The 18,106-nt window shown below is 66.3% G+C and carries 19 protein-coding genes; 3 read left to right on the plus strand and 16 right to left on the minus strand.

Annotated elements, in window-relative coordinates:
* Positions 1–24: 24 nt before the first annotated feature.
* A complete protein-coding gene (locus tag AC5JDC_RS10030) occupies positions 25–840 on the minus strand; it encodes a class I SAM-dependent methyltransferase (RefSeq protein WP_495841236.1) in 816 nt (271 codons plus the stop codon).
* Positions 841–968: 128 nt separating this feature from the next.
* On the opposite strand from AC5JDC_RS10030, the gene AC5JDC_RS10035 reads away from it, so the two are divergent.
* Complete coding sequence (locus tag AC5JDC_RS10035; protein ID WP_495841248.1) at positions 969–1,865, plus strand: methylated-DNA--[protein]-cysteine S-methyltransferase; 897 nt, start codon at positions 969–971, stop codon at positions 1,863–1,865.
* Between the two features lie 73 nt (positions 1,866–1,938).
* Here AC5JDC_RS10035 and AC5JDC_RS10040 read toward each other — a convergent pair whose 3' ends face one another.
* The 5 genes from AC5JDC_RS10040 to AC5JDC_RS10060 all read right to left on the minus strand — a co-directional run bounded on the left by AC5JDC_RS10040 (position 1,939) and on the right by AC5JDC_RS10060 (position 5,803).
* On the minus strand, positions 1,939–2,235 hold the full coding sequence (locus tag AC5JDC_RS10040; protein WP_495841237.1) for an HPr family phosphocarrier protein: 297 nt from the start codon (positions 2,233–2,235) through the stop codon (positions 1,939–1,941).
* Positions 2,232–2,633: a PTS sugar transporter subunit IIA gene (locus AC5JDC_RS10045; protein WP_106773279.1), complete on the minus strand. Its 402-nt coding sequence runs from the start codon at positions 2,631–2,633 to the stop codon at positions 2,232–2,234. The genes AC5JDC_RS10040 and AC5JDC_RS10045 overlap by 4 nt, the downstream gene beginning before the upstream one ends.
* A gap of 156 nt (positions 2,634–2,789) precedes the next feature.
* On the minus strand, positions 2,790–3,254 hold the full coding sequence (locus tag AC5JDC_RS10050; RefSeq protein WP_495841238.1) for an HPr kinase/phosphorylase: 465 nt from the start codon (positions 3,252–3,254) through the stop codon (positions 2,790–2,792).
* 35 nt (positions 3,255–3,289) lie between these two features.
* Entirely contained in the window at positions 3,290–5,074 is a 1,785-nt protein-coding gene (locus AC5JDC_RS10055) for a sensor histidine kinase (protein WP_495841239.1), read from the minus strand.
* A 27-nt stretch (positions 5,075–5,101) separates the two neighbouring features.
* A complete protein-coding gene (locus AC5JDC_RS10060) occupies positions 5,102–5,803 on the minus strand; it encodes a response regulator transcription factor (RefSeq protein ID WP_106773282.1) in 702 nt (233 codons plus the stop codon).
* 358 nt (positions 5,804–6,161) lie between these two features.
* On the opposite strand from AC5JDC_RS10060, the gene AC5JDC_RS10065 reads away from it, so the two are divergent.
* Both AC5JDC_RS10065 and AC5JDC_RS10070 read left to right on the plus strand, forming a co-directional pair.
* Entirely contained in the window at positions 6,162–7,772 is a 1,611-nt protein-coding gene (locus AC5JDC_RS10065; protein WP_495841249.1) for a phosphoenolpyruvate carboxykinase, read from the plus strand.
* A gap of 162 nt (positions 7,773–7,934) precedes the next feature.
* A complete protein-coding gene (locus AC5JDC_RS10070; protein ID WP_495841240.1) occupies positions 7,935–9,071 on the plus strand; it encodes a flavin-containing monooxygenase in 1,137 nt (378 codons plus the stop codon).
* A 59-nt stretch (positions 9,072–9,130) separates the two neighbouring features.
* Here the strand turns inward: AC5JDC_RS10070 and AC5JDC_RS10075 are convergent, their stop codons facing one another.
* The 10 genes from AC5JDC_RS10075 to dnaK all read right to left on the minus strand — a co-directional run.
* A complete protein-coding gene (locus tag AC5JDC_RS10075) occupies positions 9,131–9,754 on the minus strand; it encodes a transglutaminase-like cysteine peptidase (protein ID WP_106773285.1) in 624 nt (207 codons plus the stop codon).
* Between the two features lie 178 nt (positions 9,755–9,932).
* Positions 9,933–11,210 (minus strand): polyhydroxyalkanoate depolymerase, encoded by a 1,278-nt coding sequence (locus tag AC5JDC_RS10080; RefSeq protein ID WP_495841241.1) that lies wholly within the window; start codon positions 11,208–11,210, stop codon positions 9,933–9,935.
* Positions 11,211–11,367: 157 nt separating this feature from the next.
* Entirely contained in the window at positions 11,368–11,655 is a 288-nt protein-coding gene (locus tag AC5JDC_RS10085) for a DUF1330 domain-containing protein (RefSeq protein ID WP_106773287.1), read from the minus strand.
* A gap of 21 nt (positions 11,656–11,676) precedes the next feature.
* Positions 11,677–12,381, minus strand: coding sequence for an orotidine-5'-phosphate decarboxylase (pyrF, locus tag AC5JDC_RS10090; RefSeq protein WP_495841250.1), 705 nt, complete (start codon positions 12,379–12,381; stop codon positions 11,677–11,679).
* 47 nt (positions 12,382–12,428) lie between these two features.
* Positions 12,429–13,022: an NADPH-dependent FMN reductase gene (locus tag AC5JDC_RS10095; protein WP_495841242.1), complete on the minus strand. Its 594-nt coding sequence runs from the start codon at positions 13,020–13,022 to the stop codon at positions 12,429–12,431.
* 37 nt (positions 13,023–13,059) lie between these two features.
* The gene (locus AC5JDC_RS10100) at positions 13,060–13,323 is read right to left on the minus strand and encodes a type II toxin-antitoxin system Phd/YefM family antitoxin (RefSeq protein WP_495841243.1); all 264 of its coding nucleotides are present in this window, start codon (positions 13,321–13,323) and stop codon (positions 13,060–13,062) included.
* Between the two features lie 15 nt (positions 13,324–13,338).
* The gene (pmtA, locus tag AC5JDC_RS10105; protein WP_495841244.1) at positions 13,339–13,947 is read right to left on the minus strand and encodes a phospholipid N-methyltransferase PmtA; all 609 of its coding nucleotides are present in this window, start codon (positions 13,945–13,947) and stop codon (positions 13,339–13,341) included.
* A 129-nt stretch (positions 13,948–14,076) separates the two neighbouring features.
* Positions 14,077–15,207, minus strand: a complete 1,131-nt coding sequence (dnaJ, locus tag AC5JDC_RS10110) for a molecular chaperone DnaJ (protein ID WP_106773291.1) — start codon at positions 15,205–15,207, stop codon at positions 14,077–14,079.
* A gap of 160 nt (positions 15,208–15,367) precedes the next feature.
* Complete coding sequence (locus tag AC5JDC_RS10115; protein WP_495841245.1) at positions 15,368–16,480, minus strand: acyltransferase family protein; 1,113 nt, start codon at positions 16,478–16,480, stop codon at positions 15,368–15,370.
* A gap of 181 nt (positions 16,481–16,661) precedes the next feature.
* Positions 16,662–18,106 (minus strand): molecular chaperone DnaK (gene dnaK / locus AC5JDC_RS10120; RefSeq protein WP_495841246.1); only part of this gene is annotated, 1,445 nt, incomplete at its 5' end.

The following is an 18,106-nucleotide window of genomic DNA, read 5'->3' on the forward strand; positions in this document are numbered from 1 at the left end:
CGGCGCGGCCTTCCATAACGGACGTCAGAACTCGAACCGCAGCAGCCGGCCGATTTTCTTCAGGGGCGGGATGAAGTTCCAAACGCCGATGAACAGGCGCGCGCCCAGCGTCATGCGCCTGACATGCTCGGTCTCGTAGGGAGCGATCTCCTCGACAAGCTTCAGCCCTGGGGCCGCCTTCTCCAGATCGTGTGGATCGTTGATCGCCCAGCGCAACTCGGCGCCGGTCGCCCTTACCGACGGGGTCATCGCCACGATCTTCAGGCCGAGGCTGCTGTAGGCGTCGCAGACGATCTCGCCGCGGTCGAAATGCCGGACGAGGCGGGCGAACAGCTTCGGTCCCTCGTCGGCCGGAAGATAGGGTGTCAGCCCCTCCGCCGCGATCATTGCCGGGCGATCCGCCGGCACGGTCTCCAGCCATTGCGGATCGGTCACCGACGATGCGACAAGGCGACAGTTTTCGCGGTCCGGGTAGAGCCTGCGGCGAAGCGCGATCACCTCGGGATAATCGACGTCATACCATGCAACGCCGGCCGGCGGATCCACGCGGAACACCCTGCTGTCGAGCCCGCAGCCCAGATGCAGGACCACGGCATCCGGATGCCGTGCGATGAAGGCGCGCACCCGGTCGTCGATCGACTTTGCCCGGATCGCCAGGCCGATGCCGAGATTCCTGTCGACCTTCAGCCGCCGGAAATCATAGTCGATCTTGCCGACAGCCTCGGCGGCGAACCAGTCCTTGAGCAGCGAATCCGGCAGCCGGCTCTCCAGCGCCTTGCCGCAGAGCGTGATCAGCAGAGTTTCCTTCTCCCTGGTGAGATGCGCTTTTTCGCCCGGCATCTTCCTCCCTCCGATGTGCAGCCCTATCTGGGTCCAGCGTCCCGCAAGGCAAGTTTCGGGTGGTTTCGCGCCTCCGCTGGCCCGATATTCGGGGCCAAGGAGACATTGCCATGAACGCTCTTATGTCTATGAATTCGCCGATGCCGACGAAACCGATGCCGATCCTGCAGAAGGATATCACGCCCGCCGACGGCGACTACGAGATCGTGCGCCGCGCCATCGAGAAGATCAGCCTCGACTATCGCGACCAGCCCTCGCTGGAGGAACTGGCCGCCGATGTCGGCGAGACGCCGACCGGGCTGCAAAAGCTGTTCACGCGCTGGGCCGGCCTGTCGCCGAAGGCTTTTCTCCAGGCGGTCACGCTCGACCATGCGCGAAGACTGCTCGACCAGGGCATGCCGTTGCTGGAAACCTCGTTCGAGCTCGGCATGTCCGGTCCCGGCCGCCTGCACGACCTCTTCGTCACGCATGAGGCGATGTCGCCGGGCGACTACAAGACGCGCGGCGCCGGCCTGACCATCCGCTACGGCTATCACATCTCGCCTTTCGGCATCGCACTGCTCATGGTCACCGACCGCGGGCTGGCCGGCCTCGCCTTCTGCGATCCGGGCGAGGAGCGTGACGCCTTCGCCGACATGTCCGGCCGCTGGCCGAACGCGTCCTACGTCGAGGACATCGGTGCGACCGCGCCCTATGCGGCACGCATCTTCGACCCAGCCAACTGGCGGTCCGACCAGCCGCTGCGCGTGGTGCTGATCGGCTCCGATTTCCAGGTGCGGGTGTGGGAGGCGCTGCTGAAGATCCCGATGGGCCGCGCCCGCAACTACTCGTCCATCGCCGCCGAGATCGGCGCGCCCGCGGCGAGCCGCGCCGTCGGCGCCGCCGTCGGCGCCAATCCGGTGTCCTTCGTCGTGCCCTGCCACCGCGCGCTCGGCAAGTCCGGGGCACTCACCGGCTATCACTGGGGTCTCACCCGCAAGCGGGCGATCCTCGGCTGGGAAGCGGGAAAGCTGGCCTGCGGATAATTGGGGCCGTTGGAAAGCATTCGTGGCCGGATAAGCGGAGAGAGCGGCCGGTAGGACAGCCGCTGAGGGCGCCTCAGGCTTCTTCGCCGAACCTGGACGCGACCAGGTCTTCCAGCGCCGAGAGCGCCTGGCGCGCCTCGGGACCGCTGGCGGAGACCCGGATCGAGCAGCCGGGGCTGGCGGCCAGCATCATCAGCCCCATGATCGAGGTGCCGCCGACCCTCACCCCGTCCTTCTCGACCTCGATCGTCGCCTGGAAGCCGGCGGCGAGCTGCACGAACTTGGCCGAGGCGCGGGCGTGCAGGCCGCGCTGGTTGATGATGACCATGTCGCGGCTGATGGCATCCTTCGACAGCAGGGGACCGGTCATTTACCGCTCAGCACCTGGCTCGCGACGTTGATGTATTTGCGGCCGGCGCTCTGCGCCAGTTCCAGCGCCTTGGCCATGTCGTCGGCCTTGCGGGCGCTGGTCAGCTTGATCAGCATGGGCAGGTTGACGCCGGCGATCACCTCGACGCGGCCGGGCTCCATGACCGAGATCGCCAGGTTCGACGGCGTGCCGCCGAACATGTCCGTGAGCAGGATGACGCCGTTGCCCGTGTCGGTATGCGCCACCGCATCGACGATGTCGCGGCGGCGCTGCTCCATGTCGTCGTCGGCGCCGATCGAGATCGTCTCGAAGCTCTGCTGGGCCCCGACGACATGCTCGACGGCGTTGCGGAACTCTTCCGCCAACCGACCGTGCGTCACCAGCACGAGTCCGATCATTCCGCCATGGCTCCCGTCATCGCCCCTTCATACGCGTTCGGTAAAATGCCTACCGCCGGAGCGGAGCGCCATCTTGTCCAGCCACCCGCCGTTGACAAGCCCAAATCTTCGTTAGCGGCGGCCATTTTGCCGCATCCTGGCATCCATGACACAGGTTCAGCCGAACGGCGGCAGTGACAGCCGCGCGGCAATCGCGGCCAACGCGCCGGCTGCATTGCGGCGCTCGAGCGTCAGAACCGGGATGCGGCAGCCGCCGATTTCTTCGCTCTCTTCCTCACGGTAGCGCGGCGCCGCCGGCCCGTCGACCAGGCGGATCAACAGGTCGACGACGGCTGCGGCCTCGTGACCGATCGGCTGCGGCGTCGAGCCGCGAACCTCCACCAGGCGGGCGATCGCCGCGGGAGCGGTGCACACCAGCCGCCCGTGCCGACGGGCAAGCAGGAGCTGATCGTCGGCCACCAGGGTCGCGAAGCGCCCGGCGGCGCGTGCCGCGGCGATCACGGCGAGCGCCAGCGTGGTCTTGCCGGATCCGGATTCGCCGCGGATCAGGATTCCCCGGTCGCCGACGACGATCCCCGTTGCATGCAGGTTTGGAGGATACCCTGGTTCGGCTTTGGCCATGACGATGGAAGGACGCACCGTTCCTGCCGCGGCGCTCACTCGTCGGCCGGCAGTGTCATGACGAAGCGGGCGCCCTTCACCTCGCCGGGTTTCGTGCCGGAGATGTTCTCGGCGGTCAGGCGTCCGCCATGTGCCTCTGCGATCTGGCGGCTGATGGACAGGCCGAGGCCGGAATTCTGGCCGAACGCCTCGCTTGACGGTCGGTCGGTGTAGAAGCGCTCGAAGATGCGGTCGATGGCGTCGGGGCGAATGCCCGGCCCGTTATCGTCGACGGTGACGACGTTGAACTGGCCGGCCCGCGACAGGCTTACCGTGATATGCCCATGGTCCTCCGGCACGAAGGAGCGCGCGTTCTCCACCAGGTTGGTGATGACCTGGCCGATGCGCAGGTCGTGGCCCGTGACGAAATAACCCCTGGCGGCGGGCGGCAGCTTGGCCGCCTTGAACTCGATGGTCGCCTTGCGCTTGTGGCGGCCGGTCTCCTGCGCGGCGGAGACCAGATCGGAGACCAGCTTGCGCAGGTCGACCCGGGTGGCGTCCTCGCGCGCCAGTTCGGCGTCGAGCCGCGAGGCGTCCGAAATGTCCGAGATCAGCCGGTCGAGCCGGCGCACGTCGTGCTGGATGATCTCCATCAGCCGCTCGCGCGAAGCCTCGTTCTTGGCGATCGGCAGGGTCTCGACGGCACTGCGCAGCGAGGTCAGCGGATTCTTCAGCTCATGCGACACGTCGGCGGCGAAACTCTCGATCGCCTCGATACGCGCATAGAGCGCGTTGGTCATGCCGCGCACGGCGATGGAGAGATTGCCGATCTCGTCCTGTCGGTCCGAGAAATCCGGAATCTCCTCGCGGCTCTTGACCCCGCGCCGCACCCGCACCGCCGCCGCCGAGAGCCGGCGCAGCGGATTGGCGATGGTGGAAGCGAGCAGCATCGACAGGATCGCCATGACCAGCGCCGCGACGCCGAACACCCGCAGGATGGCGTTACGCTCCGCCGACACGATCTTGTCGATGTCGCCGCCTTCGGTGGACAGCATCAGCACGCCCAGCACCGCGCGAAAACGCTGGATCGGCACGGCGACGGAGACGATCTCCTCGCCCTTCTCGCTGACGCGCACCACGGTGGACGGACTGCCGGTGAGCGCGTTCATGACTTCCGGAAAGGCCGCGCCATTGCCGCCGGGCTGCTCGCGATAGATCGGCAGGTCGGTGTTGCGGAACAGGTTGAAGACGAATTTCTCCGCCTTCTCGAGAATGCTCGGCTCTTCCTCGTCGACCGGCGGCAGGTCGTAGCGCAGGATCTGACCGCGCGAGTAGAGATGGCGCGAATCGAGCAGCAGGTTGGCGTCGCGATCGTAGATGCGGGCGCGCGTGCGGGTAGGCGAGATCAGCCGCTTGAGCAGCGGCGCGACGCGCTCGGGATTGATGGGGAAATCCAGATTGTCGAGCTGGTCGGTGCCCGGGCCGAGGCTCTCGCCGGCCTGCAGCTCCAGAAGCTTCTCCGGATCGATGCTGATGGAATCGGTTTCGACGGTCGCCGAGGCGGAGATGGCGCCGGCGATGATCTCGCCCTGCGTCATCAGGCTCTCGACGCGGGCGTCGATCAGGCCGTCGCGGAAGGTGTTCAGATAGAGGATGCCGGCGACCAGAACGGCAAGGCCGGCAAGGTTCAGGAACAGGATGCGGCGGGTGAGGCTCGAGAAGACGTGGTGGCCGAGAAATCGCCGCAGCGGCACCGTCAGCGCCGCAAGCACGGCCGCCAGCCAGCCCCGCGGCCGCCGGGCGGCGGCCATCGGCTTGTTAAGCTGGAGGTCAATCGTCATTCAATCCCGGATCCCCGGCGGTTCGGCTCAGGCCTCCCTGAACCGGTAGCCCACGCCATACAAGGTCTCGATCATCTCGAAATCATCATCGACCGCCTTGAACTTCTTGCGAAGCCGCTTGATGTGGCTGTCGATGGTCCGATCGTCGACATAGACCTGTTCATCATAGGCCGAATCCATCAGCGCGTCACGACTCTTGACCACGCCGGGGCGTTGCGCGAGCGAATGCAGGATCAGGAACTCGGTCACCGTCAGCGTGACCGGCTCGCCCTTCCAGGTGCAGGTGTGGCGCTCCTGATCCATGACGAGCTGACCGCGCTCGAGCGATTTCGTCTGCTGGCTCGGCGCCTTGGCGGCCGCCTCGCGGGCGCTCGCCCGCCGCAGCACGGCGCGTACGCGCTCGACCAGCAGCCGCTGCGAGAACGGCTTGCGGATGAAATCGTCGGCGCCCATCTTGAGGCCGAACAATTCGTCGATCTCGTCGTCCTTGGAGGTGAGGAATATCACCGGCAGGTCGGACTTCTGGCGCAGCCGGCGCAGCAGCTCCATGCCGTCCATGCGCGGCATCTTGATATCGAGGATGGCCAGGTTCGGCGGCCGGGCGGCAAAGCCCTCGAGGGCCGAGGCCCCGTCGGTATAGGTCTCGACGCGATAGCCTTCCGATTCCAGGGCGATCGACACCGAGGTCAGGATGTTGCGGTCGTCGTCGACAAGCGCGATCGTTGCCATTTCAAGCGGCTCCCTCATGATCGGGGGTCCCTTCCAATATAAGGAAGAGGCTATTGGCGGACAAATTGAGTACAAAATGTGGCACGGCGTCCGTCCATGGCATGACACGGCCGGCGGCGCAACTTCGGCCGGCCGTCCTGCAAAGCTTGGCAGCAAATGCTTAATTTGTAACGTCCGACTGCTGCACAGCTCTGCCTTATATAACCGATTTAAACGATTTCAAAATCTTTAAATCGATTAATAGTTTGATATTCTTCATCTTTTCTGGTTTCGACGAGCTTCGCTCAAGAAAAGTTGAGCGCATGGACTTCATTCCGGGCGTCACCCGGGAGTGCCAACCCACCAGGTCGAGGGCAAGATGGGCGAGATCGGTATACGCAATCCCGGCTGCGGGATCGAGCGAATCGGTGTGAGGACGTCGGGCAAGGTCCATTACAATTTCAGAAGGGCGGCGCTGTACGAGGAGGCAATCCGCCGCAACGAGGCGCAGCTTTCCGCCGACGGCGCGCTTGTCGCCTATACCGGCCAGCACACCGGCCGCTCTCCCAAGGACAAGTTCGTCGTCCGCGACGCAGCGACCGCCGACCAGGTCTGGTGGGACAACAACGCGGCGATGACGCCGGCGCATTTCGAAACGCTGCTCGCCGATTTCCGCGCCCATGCCGCGGACAAGGATCTGTTCGTGCAGGACCTCGTCGGCGGTGCCGACGCCGCGCAGGCGCTGCCGACCCGCGTGATCACCGAGTTCGCCTGGCACTCGCTGTTCATCCGCAACCTGCTGATCCGCCCGGCGGAGGATGCGCTGGCGGATTTCGAACCGCGGATGACGATCATCGACCTGCCCTCCTTCCGCGCCGATCCGGCGCGCCACGGCACGCGCACCGAGACCGTGATCGCCGTCGACCTCTCGCGCATGATCGTGCTGATCGGCGGTACCTCCTATGCCGGCGAGATGAAGAAATCGGTGTTCACCGCCCTCAACTACCTGCTGCCGGAACGCGGCGTGATGCCGATGCACTGCTCGGCCAACATGGGCCCCGCCGGCGACACGGCGGTGTTCTTCGGCCTGTCCGGCACGGGCAAGACGACGCTGTCGGCCGACGCCTCGCGCACGCTGATCGGCGACGACGAGCATGGCTGGGGCCCGGACGGCGTCTTCAATTTCGAGGGCGGCTGCTACGCCAAGACCATCCGCCTGTCGGCTGAGGCCGAGCCGGAGATTTTCGCCACCACGCGGCGCTTCGGCACGGTGCTGGAGAACGTCGTGCTGGACGGGCGCGGCGTGCCGGACTTCGATGACGGCTCGCTGACGGAGAACACCCGCTGCGCCTACCCGCTTGACTTCATCCCAAACGCCAGCCCGACGGGCCGCGCCGGGCATCCGAAGAACATCGTCATGCTGACGGCCGACGCCTTCGGGGTGATGCCGCCGATCGCCAAGCTGACGCCGGCGCAGGCCATGTACCACTTCCTCTCCGGCTACACGGCCAAGGTCGCTGGCACCGAGAAGGGCGTCAAGGAGCCGGAGGCGACCTTCTCGACCTGCTTCGGCGCGCCGTTCATGCCGCGCCACCCGTCCGAATACGGCAATCTGCTGCGCTCGCTGATCGCCGAGCATGGCGTCGACTGCTGGCTGGTCAACACCGGCTGGACCGGCGGCGCCTTCGGCACCGGCAGGCGCATGCCGATCAAAGCGACGCGCGCGCTGCTCGCCGCGGCGCTCGACGGCAGCCTCAACGAGGCGGAATTCCGCACCGACCCGAATTTCGGCTTCGCCGTCCCGGTCGCCGTGCCGGGCGTCGATTCCGGCATTCTCGACCCGCGCGCCACCTGGGCGGACAGGGCCGCCTACGACCGGCAGGCCAAGCGCATCGTCGGCATGTTCATCGCCAATTTCGAGAAGTTCGAGGCGCATGTCGACGCCCACGTGGCCGATGCGGCGCCGCGCTACGGAGAAGCAGCCGAGTAGGAGCGGCCAACCTCTTTCTTCCTCCTTTGAGGAAGAGAATTGCTGTCCGGCATCGGTCGTGTCCAGCGCCACGGCCCGGCCGCTTGACACTCCGGCGTCCACAGCCGATCACCTGCCGCGAAAAATCCGGTGCGGTCGCCCGGAAGCGGAAGATGGTGGCGGATGATCGACACGGAAGCACTGGTGGTCGGTGGCGGCGCGGCCGGGCTGGCGGTGGCGCAGGCGCTGGCGAAGGCAGGCATCGGGGTGCGCCTGCTGGAGGCCGCGCCGCGGCTCGGCGAGTCCTGGCGGCGGCGCCACAAGCATCTCACGCTCAATTCGCACCGCGACTTGTCCGTGCTTCCCGGCGTGACCTATCCGGCCGGTACGCCGGCGTTTCCAAAACGCGAGGCGGTGATCGACCTGTTCGAGGCTTTCGCGCGGCTGCACGGCCTGTCGATCGACCATGACACCGCCGTCGAGCGCATCGATCGCGCCGGCGATCGCTGGGAGGCGAGGGCAGCGGGACGGACTTACCGGGCACGGCACGTCGTCGTCGCCACCGGCCGCGACCGTGTTCCTTTCATCCCTGCATGGCCCGGCCGCGAGACCTATACCGGCCGGCTGCTGCATTCGGCCGATTTCGGCGAGGCGGCGGATTATCGCGGCAAGAGCGTGCTGGTGAGCGGAGCGGGCAATTCCGGCTTCGACGTGCTCAACCATCTGATCCGCGCGGAGACCGGCAGGCTGTGGCTGTCGGCCCGCCACGCGCCGGCCGTGCTGCCGAAGCGGGTCGCCAACCTCGCCGTGCACAAGAACGCCACCTGGCTGGTCAAGCTGCCGGTCGGCGTCGCCGATCGCGTCATCGGCGCGACGCAGCGGCTGAGCTTCGGCGACCTTGGCAAGCTCGGCCTGCCGCCGGCGGCCGGCGGCGCGGCAAGCCGCATGAAGGCCGACAGCATCGCGATCGCCACCGACGACGGCGCGGTTGCGGCGATCAGGGCGGGCCGCGTCGCGGTCATGCCGGTGATCGGCGGCTTCGAGGGAGGCCGCGTTCTGTTCGAGGACGGCAGCACGCTCAGCCCGGACGTGGTGATCGCCGCGACCGGCTACCGCACCGGGCTGGAAGGCATGGTCGGCCATCTCGGCGTGCTCGATCCGCGCGGCCGGCCGCGCTTCAACGGCGGCGAGAACGACCCCGCCGTGCCCGGCCTGTGGTTCACCGGCATGCGCGCCGATCTGCGCGGCTGCTTCGCCAATGCGATCGACAAGGCGCAGGCGATTGCAAGGGGCATCGCGCGGGATGGAAAGGGCGGCTGAGCGGACGCATGCAGCCCGCGCCGGTGCAAATGGACGCCGGAAATGCCGGCGCCGTGCCGCTACTGCACCGCGCCGACCAGCGGCGCCGAGCCCTCGCGGATGGTCACCCAGCGGCCGGTATGGTTCGAGGCCTGGCGCTTGAGGAAGCGGTAGCCGGTCTGGCTCCAGTCCTTGACTTCGTTGGACAGGTTGTCGAGGACGAAGTCGCCCTTGTCTGTGCGCACGGTAAGCACCGCATGGCCCTCGCCGTCCGGCTTGCGCACCACGGTGATGAGCAGGTTCGACAGCGACAGGCCGCCAGCCTGCAACTGGCGACGCTTCTCCAGCACATAGTCCTCGCAATCGCCGACGCCGTCGTCGGGATAGGCCCAGACCTCGTCCTTGCCGTAGATGTCGAAATCGTTCATCGGCTTCACGGCGCCGTTCACGTCGGTGTTGATGCCGACCAGCAGGCTCCACAGCGCGCCGGACATGCGCTCCGGACCAGCGTCTCGCACCCGGATCGAACATTCCGCCCGATTGATCTTGCAGAACTCATAGTGGCCGATCGGCTGCGAGGTCAGGCCGCCGGTCAGCATCGGACCGGATGCCGAAGCTGCGCCGGCGATAAGACTAGCCATCGCCGAAGCCAGCACTATCCCGGTAAGCTTCGCGGCGCGGCGCGCCCGCGGAGAGGATTGCATAGCCCACTCGCCCTTTGTCGTTAAGGAAACGTTAAGGACGATTTTTCCGCCGAGTCAATTCACGCCTGACTAGACTTTCGCGTGATGGTTACCGTGATCAGCGCGGCGCGATGAATCTGCAACAGCCCGTCCGGCGTCGCCCGGAGCCTGTGCGGGTGCATCGGGACTTCGGCCAAAATCAGCCCTTGGCCGCGCGCACGAGCCGCAGTTTCGCCGGCGCGCGGTTCTCCTTGCCGTAGCTGGAGATGAAATCGACGATGCGCGGCACGATCTCGGAGCGGAAGCGCGAACCGTTGAAGACGCCGTAATGGCCGACCGCCGGCTGCATGTAGTGGGCGCGCATGTCGTTGGGGATGTTGACGCAGAGGTCGTGCGCGGCCTGCGTCTGACCGATGCCCGAGATGTCGTCATTCTCGCCCTCGACGGTCAGCAGCGCGACGTTGCGGATTGCCGAAGGGTCGACCGGGGTACCGCGATGCGTCATCTCGCCCTTGGGCAAGGCATGGCGGACGAACACGGTCTCCACCGTCTGAAGGTAGAACTCGGCGGTCAGATCCATGACGGCGAGATATTCGTCGTAGAAGTCGCGATGCTTCTCGGCGTTGTCGCCGTCGTTCTTGATCAGATGCATGAAGAACTGCTTGTGCGCCGTGATGTGGCGGTCGAGATTCATGCTCATGAAGCCGGACAGCTGCAGGAAGCCCGGATAGACGTCGCGCATGAAGCCGGGCGCCGGCCACGGCACCTGCATGACGACGTTGTCGCGGAACCAGTCGATCCCCTTCTCCTCGGCCAGCAGGTTGACGGCGGTAGGGTTGCGCCGCGTGTCGATCGGGCCGCCCATGAGCGTCATGGTGGAGGGAGCGAAGCGGTCGCCGCGCGCTTCCATCAGCGCTGCGGCGGCGAGCACCGGCACGGAGGGCTGGCACACGCCCATCACATGCACCTCGGGGCCGAGCGCATGCAGCATCTCGACGATATAGTCGATGTAGTCGTCGAGATCGAAGCGGCCCTCCGACACGGGCACCATGCGGGCGTCGGCCCAGTCGGTGATGTAGACGTCGGCGTGCGGCAGCATCGCTTCCACCGTGCCGCGCAAGAGCGTCGCGTAGTGGCCGGACATCGGCGCCACGATCAGCAGCTTCGGATCGGCCTTGCGCCGCGCCGGCAGGTCGCGCACGAAATGGATGAGATTGCAGAAGGGCCGCGACCATACGACCTTCTCGACCACCCCGACTTCCTTCCAGTCGACCACCGTTCGGTCGAGGCCGAAGGACGGTTTTCCGTAGCGCCGGGTCGTGCGCTCGAACAGCTCCGCGGCGGCGGCGACCGAACGGCCTACCGCGGTGTGCGACAGCGGATTGATCGGATTGGAGTAGAACAGCCTTACCGCATCCGCGAAGGCGCGGTACGGCTGCATGGCCGCATGGTTCAGTTCATAGAGCTGGTAGAACATCGAAAACTCCGCCGGTCCCGCGCTACGGCGCGGAAAACCGCGTCCTATCGTTAGGCAGCGAAGTTAACGAACAATTGCTGCGACGCAATACGATATACGTCCGGCGATGGCCTCATCCTTTAGTCCAATTAAGGCGGGCGATGCGCCAGGCCGGACGTCAGACCCCGTCGACCAGCACGATCTCGGCTTCGGCGTATTTCTGGCGGATCGCCTTGGCGGCCTGGTATTCGGGCGAGTGGTAGCAGTCGTGCGCGGCCTGCAGCGAGGCGAATTCGATGACCACGTTGCGCGCCCGGCCCGGCCCTTCCGCGAACTCATAGGCGCCGCCGCGCACCAGCATCGTCGCGCCGTACTTGTCGAAGGCAGGCTTCGCCGCCGCGACATAGTCTTTGTAGCCCTCGGGGTCGCGCACGTCGACGCGGGCGATCCAGTATCCCTTCGGCATTTTTTTTCTCCCGTGTGAAACTCAGGCCGCGGCCATCTCGGCCAGGATTGCCTGCGCGGCCGCCCGCCTGTCAACGGCGGCGACGACCGGCCTGGCCACCACAAGGTGGCTTGAGCCGGCCCGGATGGCATCCGCCGGGGTGACGACGCGTTTCTGGTCGCCATGCTCGGTGCCGGCCGGCCGGATGCCGGGCGTGACCACGGCGAGTTCGGGGCCGACGACCTTGCGCACCGCCGCCGCCTCGCCGGCCGAGCAGACGATGCCCCCCATGCCGGTGGCGAGCGCCTGCTCGGCGCGGCGCAGCACCAGCGTGTGCGGATCGTATTCATAGCCGGCCTCGATCAGGTCGCTCTCGTCCATCGAGGTAAGCACGGTGACGGCGAGCAGGCAGAGCGGCGTGCCGCGCGCCGCTTCTACGGCGGCCCGCATCGCTTTCGGATAGGCGTGCAGCGTCAGCATCGTTACGCCCATTTTGGCGATGTTCTCGACGCCTTTCGCCACCGTGTTGTCGATGTCGAGCAGCTTCATGTCGAGGAAGACCTGCTTGCCCTCGGCGACGAGCTCGCGGGCGAAGTCGAGCCCGCCGGCGAAGGCGAGCTGGTAGCCGATCTTGTAGAAGGAGACGACGCCGTCGAGCTCGCGCACCACGGCTTGGGCGATTCGCAGGTCCGGTACGTCCAGGCCGACAATGAGCCGGCTGGCCGGATTGGTCTCTGTCATGCGCATCTCCGTCGGATCGGCGCCGTCCGCCGCGTCGAGTCGAGCGGCCATTATCACGAGTCGGCCCGTGTCGACAGCATCGCGGCGCGCTCGATCAGCGTCCGGCACAGGCGCTCCATGCCGTTGCGGAGCCGCTCCTCGCGAAAACCGCCATTCTCGTCGAAGGCTTTTTCGCCATAGGGCACCGAGACCTGCGGCGCGATCACTTCCATGCCGATATGCGACAGCACGGCGCGCAGATGGTTGGCGCTGCGGATGCCGGCGAAATGGCCATCGGACGACGAGCACAGCGCCACCGGCTTGCCGGAGAACGGGCGCACCGGCGCGCCGCGATCCTTGCGCACGCGGCTCACCCAGTCGATGGCGTTCTTGAGCAGCGGCGGCATCGAGCCGTTGTATTCGGGCGTCGCGATCAGCAGGCCCTCATGGTCGACGAACTGCCGAGCCAGCATCACGGCATTCTCCGGAACGCCTTTCTCCGCCTCCAGATCCTGGTCCATGATCGGCAGCGGATAGTCGCCGAGCGAGATGCGGGTCACCTCCGCCCCCTGCAGCGCGAGTTCGCGCATGGCCGCGTCCGCGGTCTTGCCGCTGTAGGCGCCGGTGCGGATCGAGCCGGCGAAGACGAGGATTTTTGGATGATGCAAAGGCCGGCTTCCTTTCGGGATCGGAGTTGGCCGGCTGTCAGTCCGGCCGCGCTTCGTCGGCATCCAGCGGCGCGTTCGCCGACAGCCACCCGAACGAGTGAGCACGCGAAAGCCGCTCGAATTCGCCGTAGCTCAGGATGACGCCTTCGCGCCTGCCGCGCCGGGTGATGATGGATGGACTTCCGGCAATCGCCTCGTCGAGGACACGCGAAAGCGTTGCCTTCGCCTCCTTCAGTGGGATTTCGCGCATGACAGCCCCCTTGGCTTCAGAAGTCATGCATGGGGAAATCAGCGGCGACAAGCCCAGCTTGTGCCGTCAGTTCCGCCGGCCGCGTTCATAGACCCACAATTGCGTGGGCGGGATGTTGCGGATGACGAAGTCGAAATGCCGCACCGTGTAGCTGCCGAGGCCGGGCGGCACGGGCGATTTCGGCCCGTAGGTCAACTGGATGACCGGCCGGCCCTCGGGAATGCGGTCGAGCAGGTCCTCAAGATAGGCGACGCGGCGCTCCACCGGAAAATTCAGCAGCGGCACGCCGGAGATCACGCAGTCGAAGCGCTTCGGCGCGTCGGCCCCCAGCGTGTGGTCGAGATCGAAGGCGTCGCCCTCGATGACGTTGACGCCGGGGAAATGGCGTCTCAGGTGGCGGACGAAGTCGGCCGAGTATTCGACGGTGTAGAGCTTCGCGGCCGGGACGCCGCGGGCGAGGATGGCGCGGGTGATGACGCCGGTCCCCGGGCCGATCTCCAGCACCGGCAGGCCGGACGAGACGTCGATGACGGAGGCCATCCGCCGGGCGGTGAAGGAACTGGTCGGAATGATCGAGCCGACGGCTTTCGGCTTGTCGATCCAGCCTCGGAAGAAACGAAGTTCGTCGTCGAATTTCTCGGCCAGCGCCTTACGCAACTCCGAACCGCGTCGCATCGCGTCCACTCCCTGTCGCTGTGAGGCGATCAATACCAGCCTGACGTCGTGATGCAAGGCTTACGCAGCGGCGAAACGGGGTTCTCCCCGACTGGTTCCATCGCGCGTGACGACGCCTCGGCGCACGCCTCAGTTGTTACCGAACGACTCGAAGAAGTCCTTCATGCGCGAGAAGAACCCGCTCGACTGCGGGGAATTCTCGGTGGAGGACAGCTTCTCGAATTCCTCCAGCAGCTCGCGCTGGCGCTTGCTCAGGTTCTGCGGCGTCTCGACCGCGGTCTGGATGTAGAGGTCGCCGATCGTCGGCTGCCGCAGGATCGGCATGCCCTTGCCCTTCAGCCGGAACTGGCGGCCGTTCTGTGTGCCTTCCGGCACCTTCACGCGGGTCTGCGAGCCGTCGAGCGTGGTCACCTCGAACGCGCCGCCCAGGGCGGCGGTGGTCATCGAGATCGGCACCTTGCAGTAGAGGTCGGCGCCGTCGCGCTGGAAGAATTCATGCGGCTTGACCGACAGGAAGATGTAGAGGTCGCCGGGCGGGCCGCCGCGCAGCCCCGCCTCGCCCTCGTTGGCGAGCCGGATGCGGGTGCCGTCCTCGATGCCGGCCGGAATGTTCACCGACAGCGAGCGCTCCTCGGTGACGCGGCCCTGTCCGGCGCATTTCGAGCAGGGGTCCTTGATGGTCTGGCCGCGGCCGTGGCACTGCGGGCAGGTCCGCTCGATCGAGAAGAAGCCTTGCGCGGCGCGCACGCGGCCGGAGCCCGAGCACAGCGAGCAGGTGACCGGCTGGGTGCCCGGCTTGGCGCCGGAGCCACTGCAATCCGAGCAGGAGATCGAGGTCGGCACGCGGATCTGCGCCGTCCTGCCGGTATAGGCCTCCTCCAGTGTGATCTCCATGTTGTAGCGCAGGTCGGCGCCGCGCTCGCGGCCGCCGGTCGAGCGGCGGCGGCCGCCCCCCATCATCTCGCCGAAAATGTCCTCGAAGATGTCGGAGAAGCCACCCGAGCCGAAGCCGTTCGCGCCCCCGTTCATGCCGCCATGCTCGAACGCGGCATGGCCGAAGCGGTCATAGGCCGCCCGCTTCTGCGGGTCCTTCAGGGTCTCGTAGGCTTCGTTGATTTCCTTGAACTTCTGCTCGCAGGCGTTGTCCCCGGGATTGCGGTCGGGGTGGAACTGCATGGCGAGCTTGCGGAACGCGCTCTTGAGGGCCTTTTCGTCGGCTGATTTGCCGACGCCCAGCGTTTCATAGAAATCGGCTTTCATTCTGCCTTGTGAACCGGTGGATGAGTTTCAAGCTAGGTGCACTGCTTGTCCGATCAGCGCGGGCAACTGGCACAGGATTTAGTAAACCGCAAGCCGGTATGCCATAGGGGGCGGCCGGCAAAGCGACAGTTTTCGGCAGAAAACCGGCCGTTGGAACGGATCAGGCGGTTCCAGTTGCGCCGGCACCACGCTTTTGCGCCGCCGCGCCGGCTTGCGTGCCGCCGAAACGGGCATTGAGATAGCGGCTGACCGGCCCTTCGAAATAGCGGTCCGACAGCAGCGCGGTCGCGATCACCGCCGCTGCCGGCAGATACCAGTAGGCGTAGAAGCTCATGACGCCCATCGGCTCGAGCATCTTGCGCCACACCACGGCGAGCAGGACGCTCTCGATCACCGGATGGATCATGTAGATGCCGAAGGAGACGCGGCCGATCGGATGCAGCGGCTTGAGATAGGCGGCGGCCTCGGGATCGTTGCGCTCGGCGAGCGCGGCGAGGAAGGTCGCGGCCGCCAGCAGGAGCACGATCACATAGGCGTTCTGCAGCGTCGCCATCGCCGCGACCGCCGCGATGAAGACGAGCCATCCAGGTACCAGGCTCGTCAGCCTGAGCCTGCTGTCGCGCACCGCGACGGCGACCATGGCGCCGAGCGCGAAATCGGCGAAGGCGCGATAGGCGCCCCAGGTGTTGGCCTGCAGCCAGCTCGGAAACGGTATCCAGCCCATGGCCACGCCGATTTCCAGCGCGACGATGGCCGCGGCCGCAACGGCGGCCAGTCCCCATATCACGTACCGCTGATAGGCCAGGACCAGTACCGGCAGGGTGAGATAGCAGAACCATTCGGCCGAAAGCGTCCAGCCGACATCGTTGAAGGTGAGCGTGTCGGTGAGGCCCCAGGCCTGCACCAGCAGGATGTTGGCTGGCAGTGCCGACCAGGCATAACGCTCGGGCTGCTCCGACTGCACGAGGCCGAGATGCAGCGCGGCGGCGACGACGCAGAAGAACAGCAGCGTCATGAAATAAAGCGGATAGAGCCGCGCCAGCCGTCGCACGATGAAACGCCGGAACGAACCGGGCTCTGACATCAGCGTATCGGCATAGCGCAGCATGATCAGGAAGCCGGAGATCATGAAGAACATCTCCATGAGCGGCATCAGGCGGTACAGCGCGGCGCTGGCCGCCTCGTGCCCGGGCGGCGCGTAGCGCAGGAAATGCCACATCATCACCGCGAGGGCGGCCGACAGCCGCCAGATCTCGAGCGTCCTGAAATGCATCGGCCCCTGTTCCGACCCTGCCCGGCAGCCGTGCCGCCGGCAACCCACGACAAGTGTATCTCGGGAGAGAACGTTGGGGGGAGGTTCCTTCAGGTAAGCTTAACGAAGGCCCGCGGTGCGTTCACAAAAAAGAAGCCCGGCGCAGTGGCCGGGCTCCCATGCTGTCTCCGTCCGATCGGGATCAGGCGGACTTCTTCTTGTCGTCGTTCTCGTCGATCTCCTCGAAATCGGCGTCGACCACGTCCGAATCCTTGGCGGCATCCGCCTTGGCGTCGGCCTCGGCGGCTTCCTTCTGGCTCGCCTCGTACATGGCCTGACCGAGCTTCATCGAGACTTCCATCAGCGTCTGCGACTTGGCCTGGATGTCGTCGGCGTCGTCGCCCTCGGTCGCCGTCTTCAGAGCGGCGATGGCGTCGGCGATCGCCGTGCGATCGGCCTCCGAGACTTTTTCGCCATACTCCTTCAGCGACTTCTCGGACGAATGCAGCAGCGCCTCGGCCTGGTTGCGGGCCTCGACCAGCCCGCGCCGCTTCTTGTCGGCCTCGGCGTTCGCCTCGGCGTCCTTCACCATCTTCTCGATATCGGCGTCGCTGAGGCCGCCCGAAGCCTGGATGCGGATCTGGTGCTCCTTGCCGGTGCCCTTGTCCTTGGCGGTGACGTTGACGATGCCGTTGGCGTCGATGTCGAAGGAAACCTCGATCTGCGGCACGCCGCGCGGCGCCGGCGGGATGCCGACCAGGTCGAACTGGCCGAGCGCCTTGTTGTCGGCGGCCATCTCGCGCTCACCCTGGAAGACACGGATGGTGACGGCGCCCTGGTTGTCCTCGGCGGTCGAGAACACCTGGCTCTTCTTGGTCGGGATCGTGGTGTTGCGCTCGATGAGGCGCGTGAACACACCGCCCAGCGTCTCGATGCCCAGCGACAGCGGGGTCACGTCGAGCAGCAGCACGTCCTTGACGTCGCCCTGCAGCACGCCGGCCTGGATGGCCGCGCCCAGCGCCACCACCTCGTCGGGGTTGACGCCCTTGTGCGGCTCCTTGCCGAAGAACTGCTTCACGATCTCCTGAACCTTCGGCATGCGCGTCATGCCGCCGACCAGCACCACCTCGTCGATCTCGCCCGCCTTCAGGCCGGCATCCTTCAGCGCCGCCTTGCAGGGCTCGACGGTGCGCTGGATCAGGTCGTCGACGAGCTGCTCGAACTTGGCGCGCGTCAGCTTCATCGTCAGGTGCTTCGGACCGCTCTGGTCGGCGGTGATGAAGGGCAGGTTGATCTCGGTCTGCGCCGACGACGACAGCTCGATCTTCGCCTTTTCGGCGGCCTCCTTGAGGCGCTGCAGCGCGAGCTTGTCGTTCTTCAGGTCGATGCCCTGCTCCTTCTTGAACTCGGCCGCCAGATACTCGACCAGGCGCATGTCGAAGTCCTCACCGCCGAGGAAGGTGTCGCCGTTGGTCGACTTCACCTCGAACACGCCGTCGCCGATCTCCAGCACGGAGATGTCGAAGGTGCCGCCGCCAAGGTCGTAGACGGCGATGGTCTTGCCGTCCTTCTTGTCGAGGCCGTAGGCGAGCGCGGCCGCGGTCGGCTCGTTGATGATGCGCAGCACCTCGAGGCCGGCGATCTTGC

The sequence above is a fragment of the Kumtagia sp. genome, from assembly GCF_059502445.1.

Excerpts from the sequence above, each read along its gene's own strand:
- AC5JDC_RS10075 (WP_106773285.1), bottom strand. The coding sequence starts at position 9,754 with ATGCAATCCTCTCCGCGGGCGCGCCGCGCCGCGAAGCTTACCGGGATA.
- AC5JDC_RS10085 (WP_106773287.1), bottom strand. The coding sequence starts at position 11,655 with ATGCCGAAGGGATACTGGATCGCCCGCGTCGACGTGCGCGACCCCGAG.
- AC5JDC_RS10055 (WP_495841239.1), bottom strand. The coding sequence starts at position 5,074 with ATGACGATTGACCTCCAGCTTAACAAGCCGATGGCCGCCGCCCGGCGG.
- AC5JDC_RS10030 (WP_495841236.1), bottom strand. The coding sequence starts at position 840 with ATGCCGGGCGAAAAAGCGCATCTCACCAGGGAGAAGGAAACTCTGCTG.
- AC5JDC_RS10070 (WP_495841240.1), top strand. The coding sequence starts at position 7,935 with ATGATCGACACGGAAGCACTGGTGGTCGGTGGCGGCGCGGCCGGGCTG.
- AC5JDC_RS10065 (WP_495841249.1), top strand. The coding sequence starts at position 6,162 with ATGGGCGAGATCGGTATACGCAATCCCGGCTGCGGGATCGAGCGAATC.
- AC5JDC_RS10040 (WP_495841237.1), bottom strand. The coding sequence starts at position 2,235 with ATGACCGGTCCCCTGCTGTCGAAGGATGCCATCAGCCGCGACATGGTC.
- AC5JDC_RS10045 (WP_106773279.1), bottom strand. The coding sequence starts at position 2,633 with ATGATCGGACTCGTGCTGGTGACGCACGGTCGGTTGGCGGAAGAGTTC.
- pyrF (WP_495841250.1), bottom strand. The coding sequence starts at position 12,381 with ATGCGCATGACAGAGACCAATCCGGCCAGCCGGCTCATTGTCGGCCTG.
- AC5JDC_RS10060 (WP_106773282.1), bottom strand. The coding sequence starts at position 5,803 with ATGGCAACGATCGCGCTTGTCGACGACGACCGCAACATCCTGACCTCG.
- pmtA (WP_495841244.1), bottom strand. The coding sequence starts at position 13,947 with ATGCGACGCGGTTCGGAGTTGCGTAAGGCGCTGGCCGAGAAATTCGAC.
- AC5JDC_RS10035 (WP_495841248.1), top strand. The coding sequence starts at position 969 with ATGAATTCGCCGATGCCGACGAAACCGATGCCGATCCTGCAGAAGGAT.
- AC5JDC_RS10115 (WP_495841245.1), bottom strand. The coding sequence starts at position 16,480 with ATGCATTTCAGGACGCTCGAGATCTGGCGGCTGTCGGCCGCCCTCGCG.
- AC5JDC_RS10080 (WP_495841241.1), bottom strand. The coding sequence starts at position 11,210 with ATGTTCTACCAGCTCTATGAACTGAACCATGCGGCCATGCAGCCGTAC.
- AC5JDC_RS10050 (WP_495841238.1), bottom strand. The coding sequence starts at position 3,254 with ATGGCCAAAGCCGAACCAGGGTATCCTCCAAACCTGCATGCAACGGGG.
- dnaJ (WP_106773291.1), bottom strand. The coding sequence starts at position 15,207 with ATGAAAGCCGATTTCTATGAAACGCTGGGCGTCGGCAAATCAGCCGAC.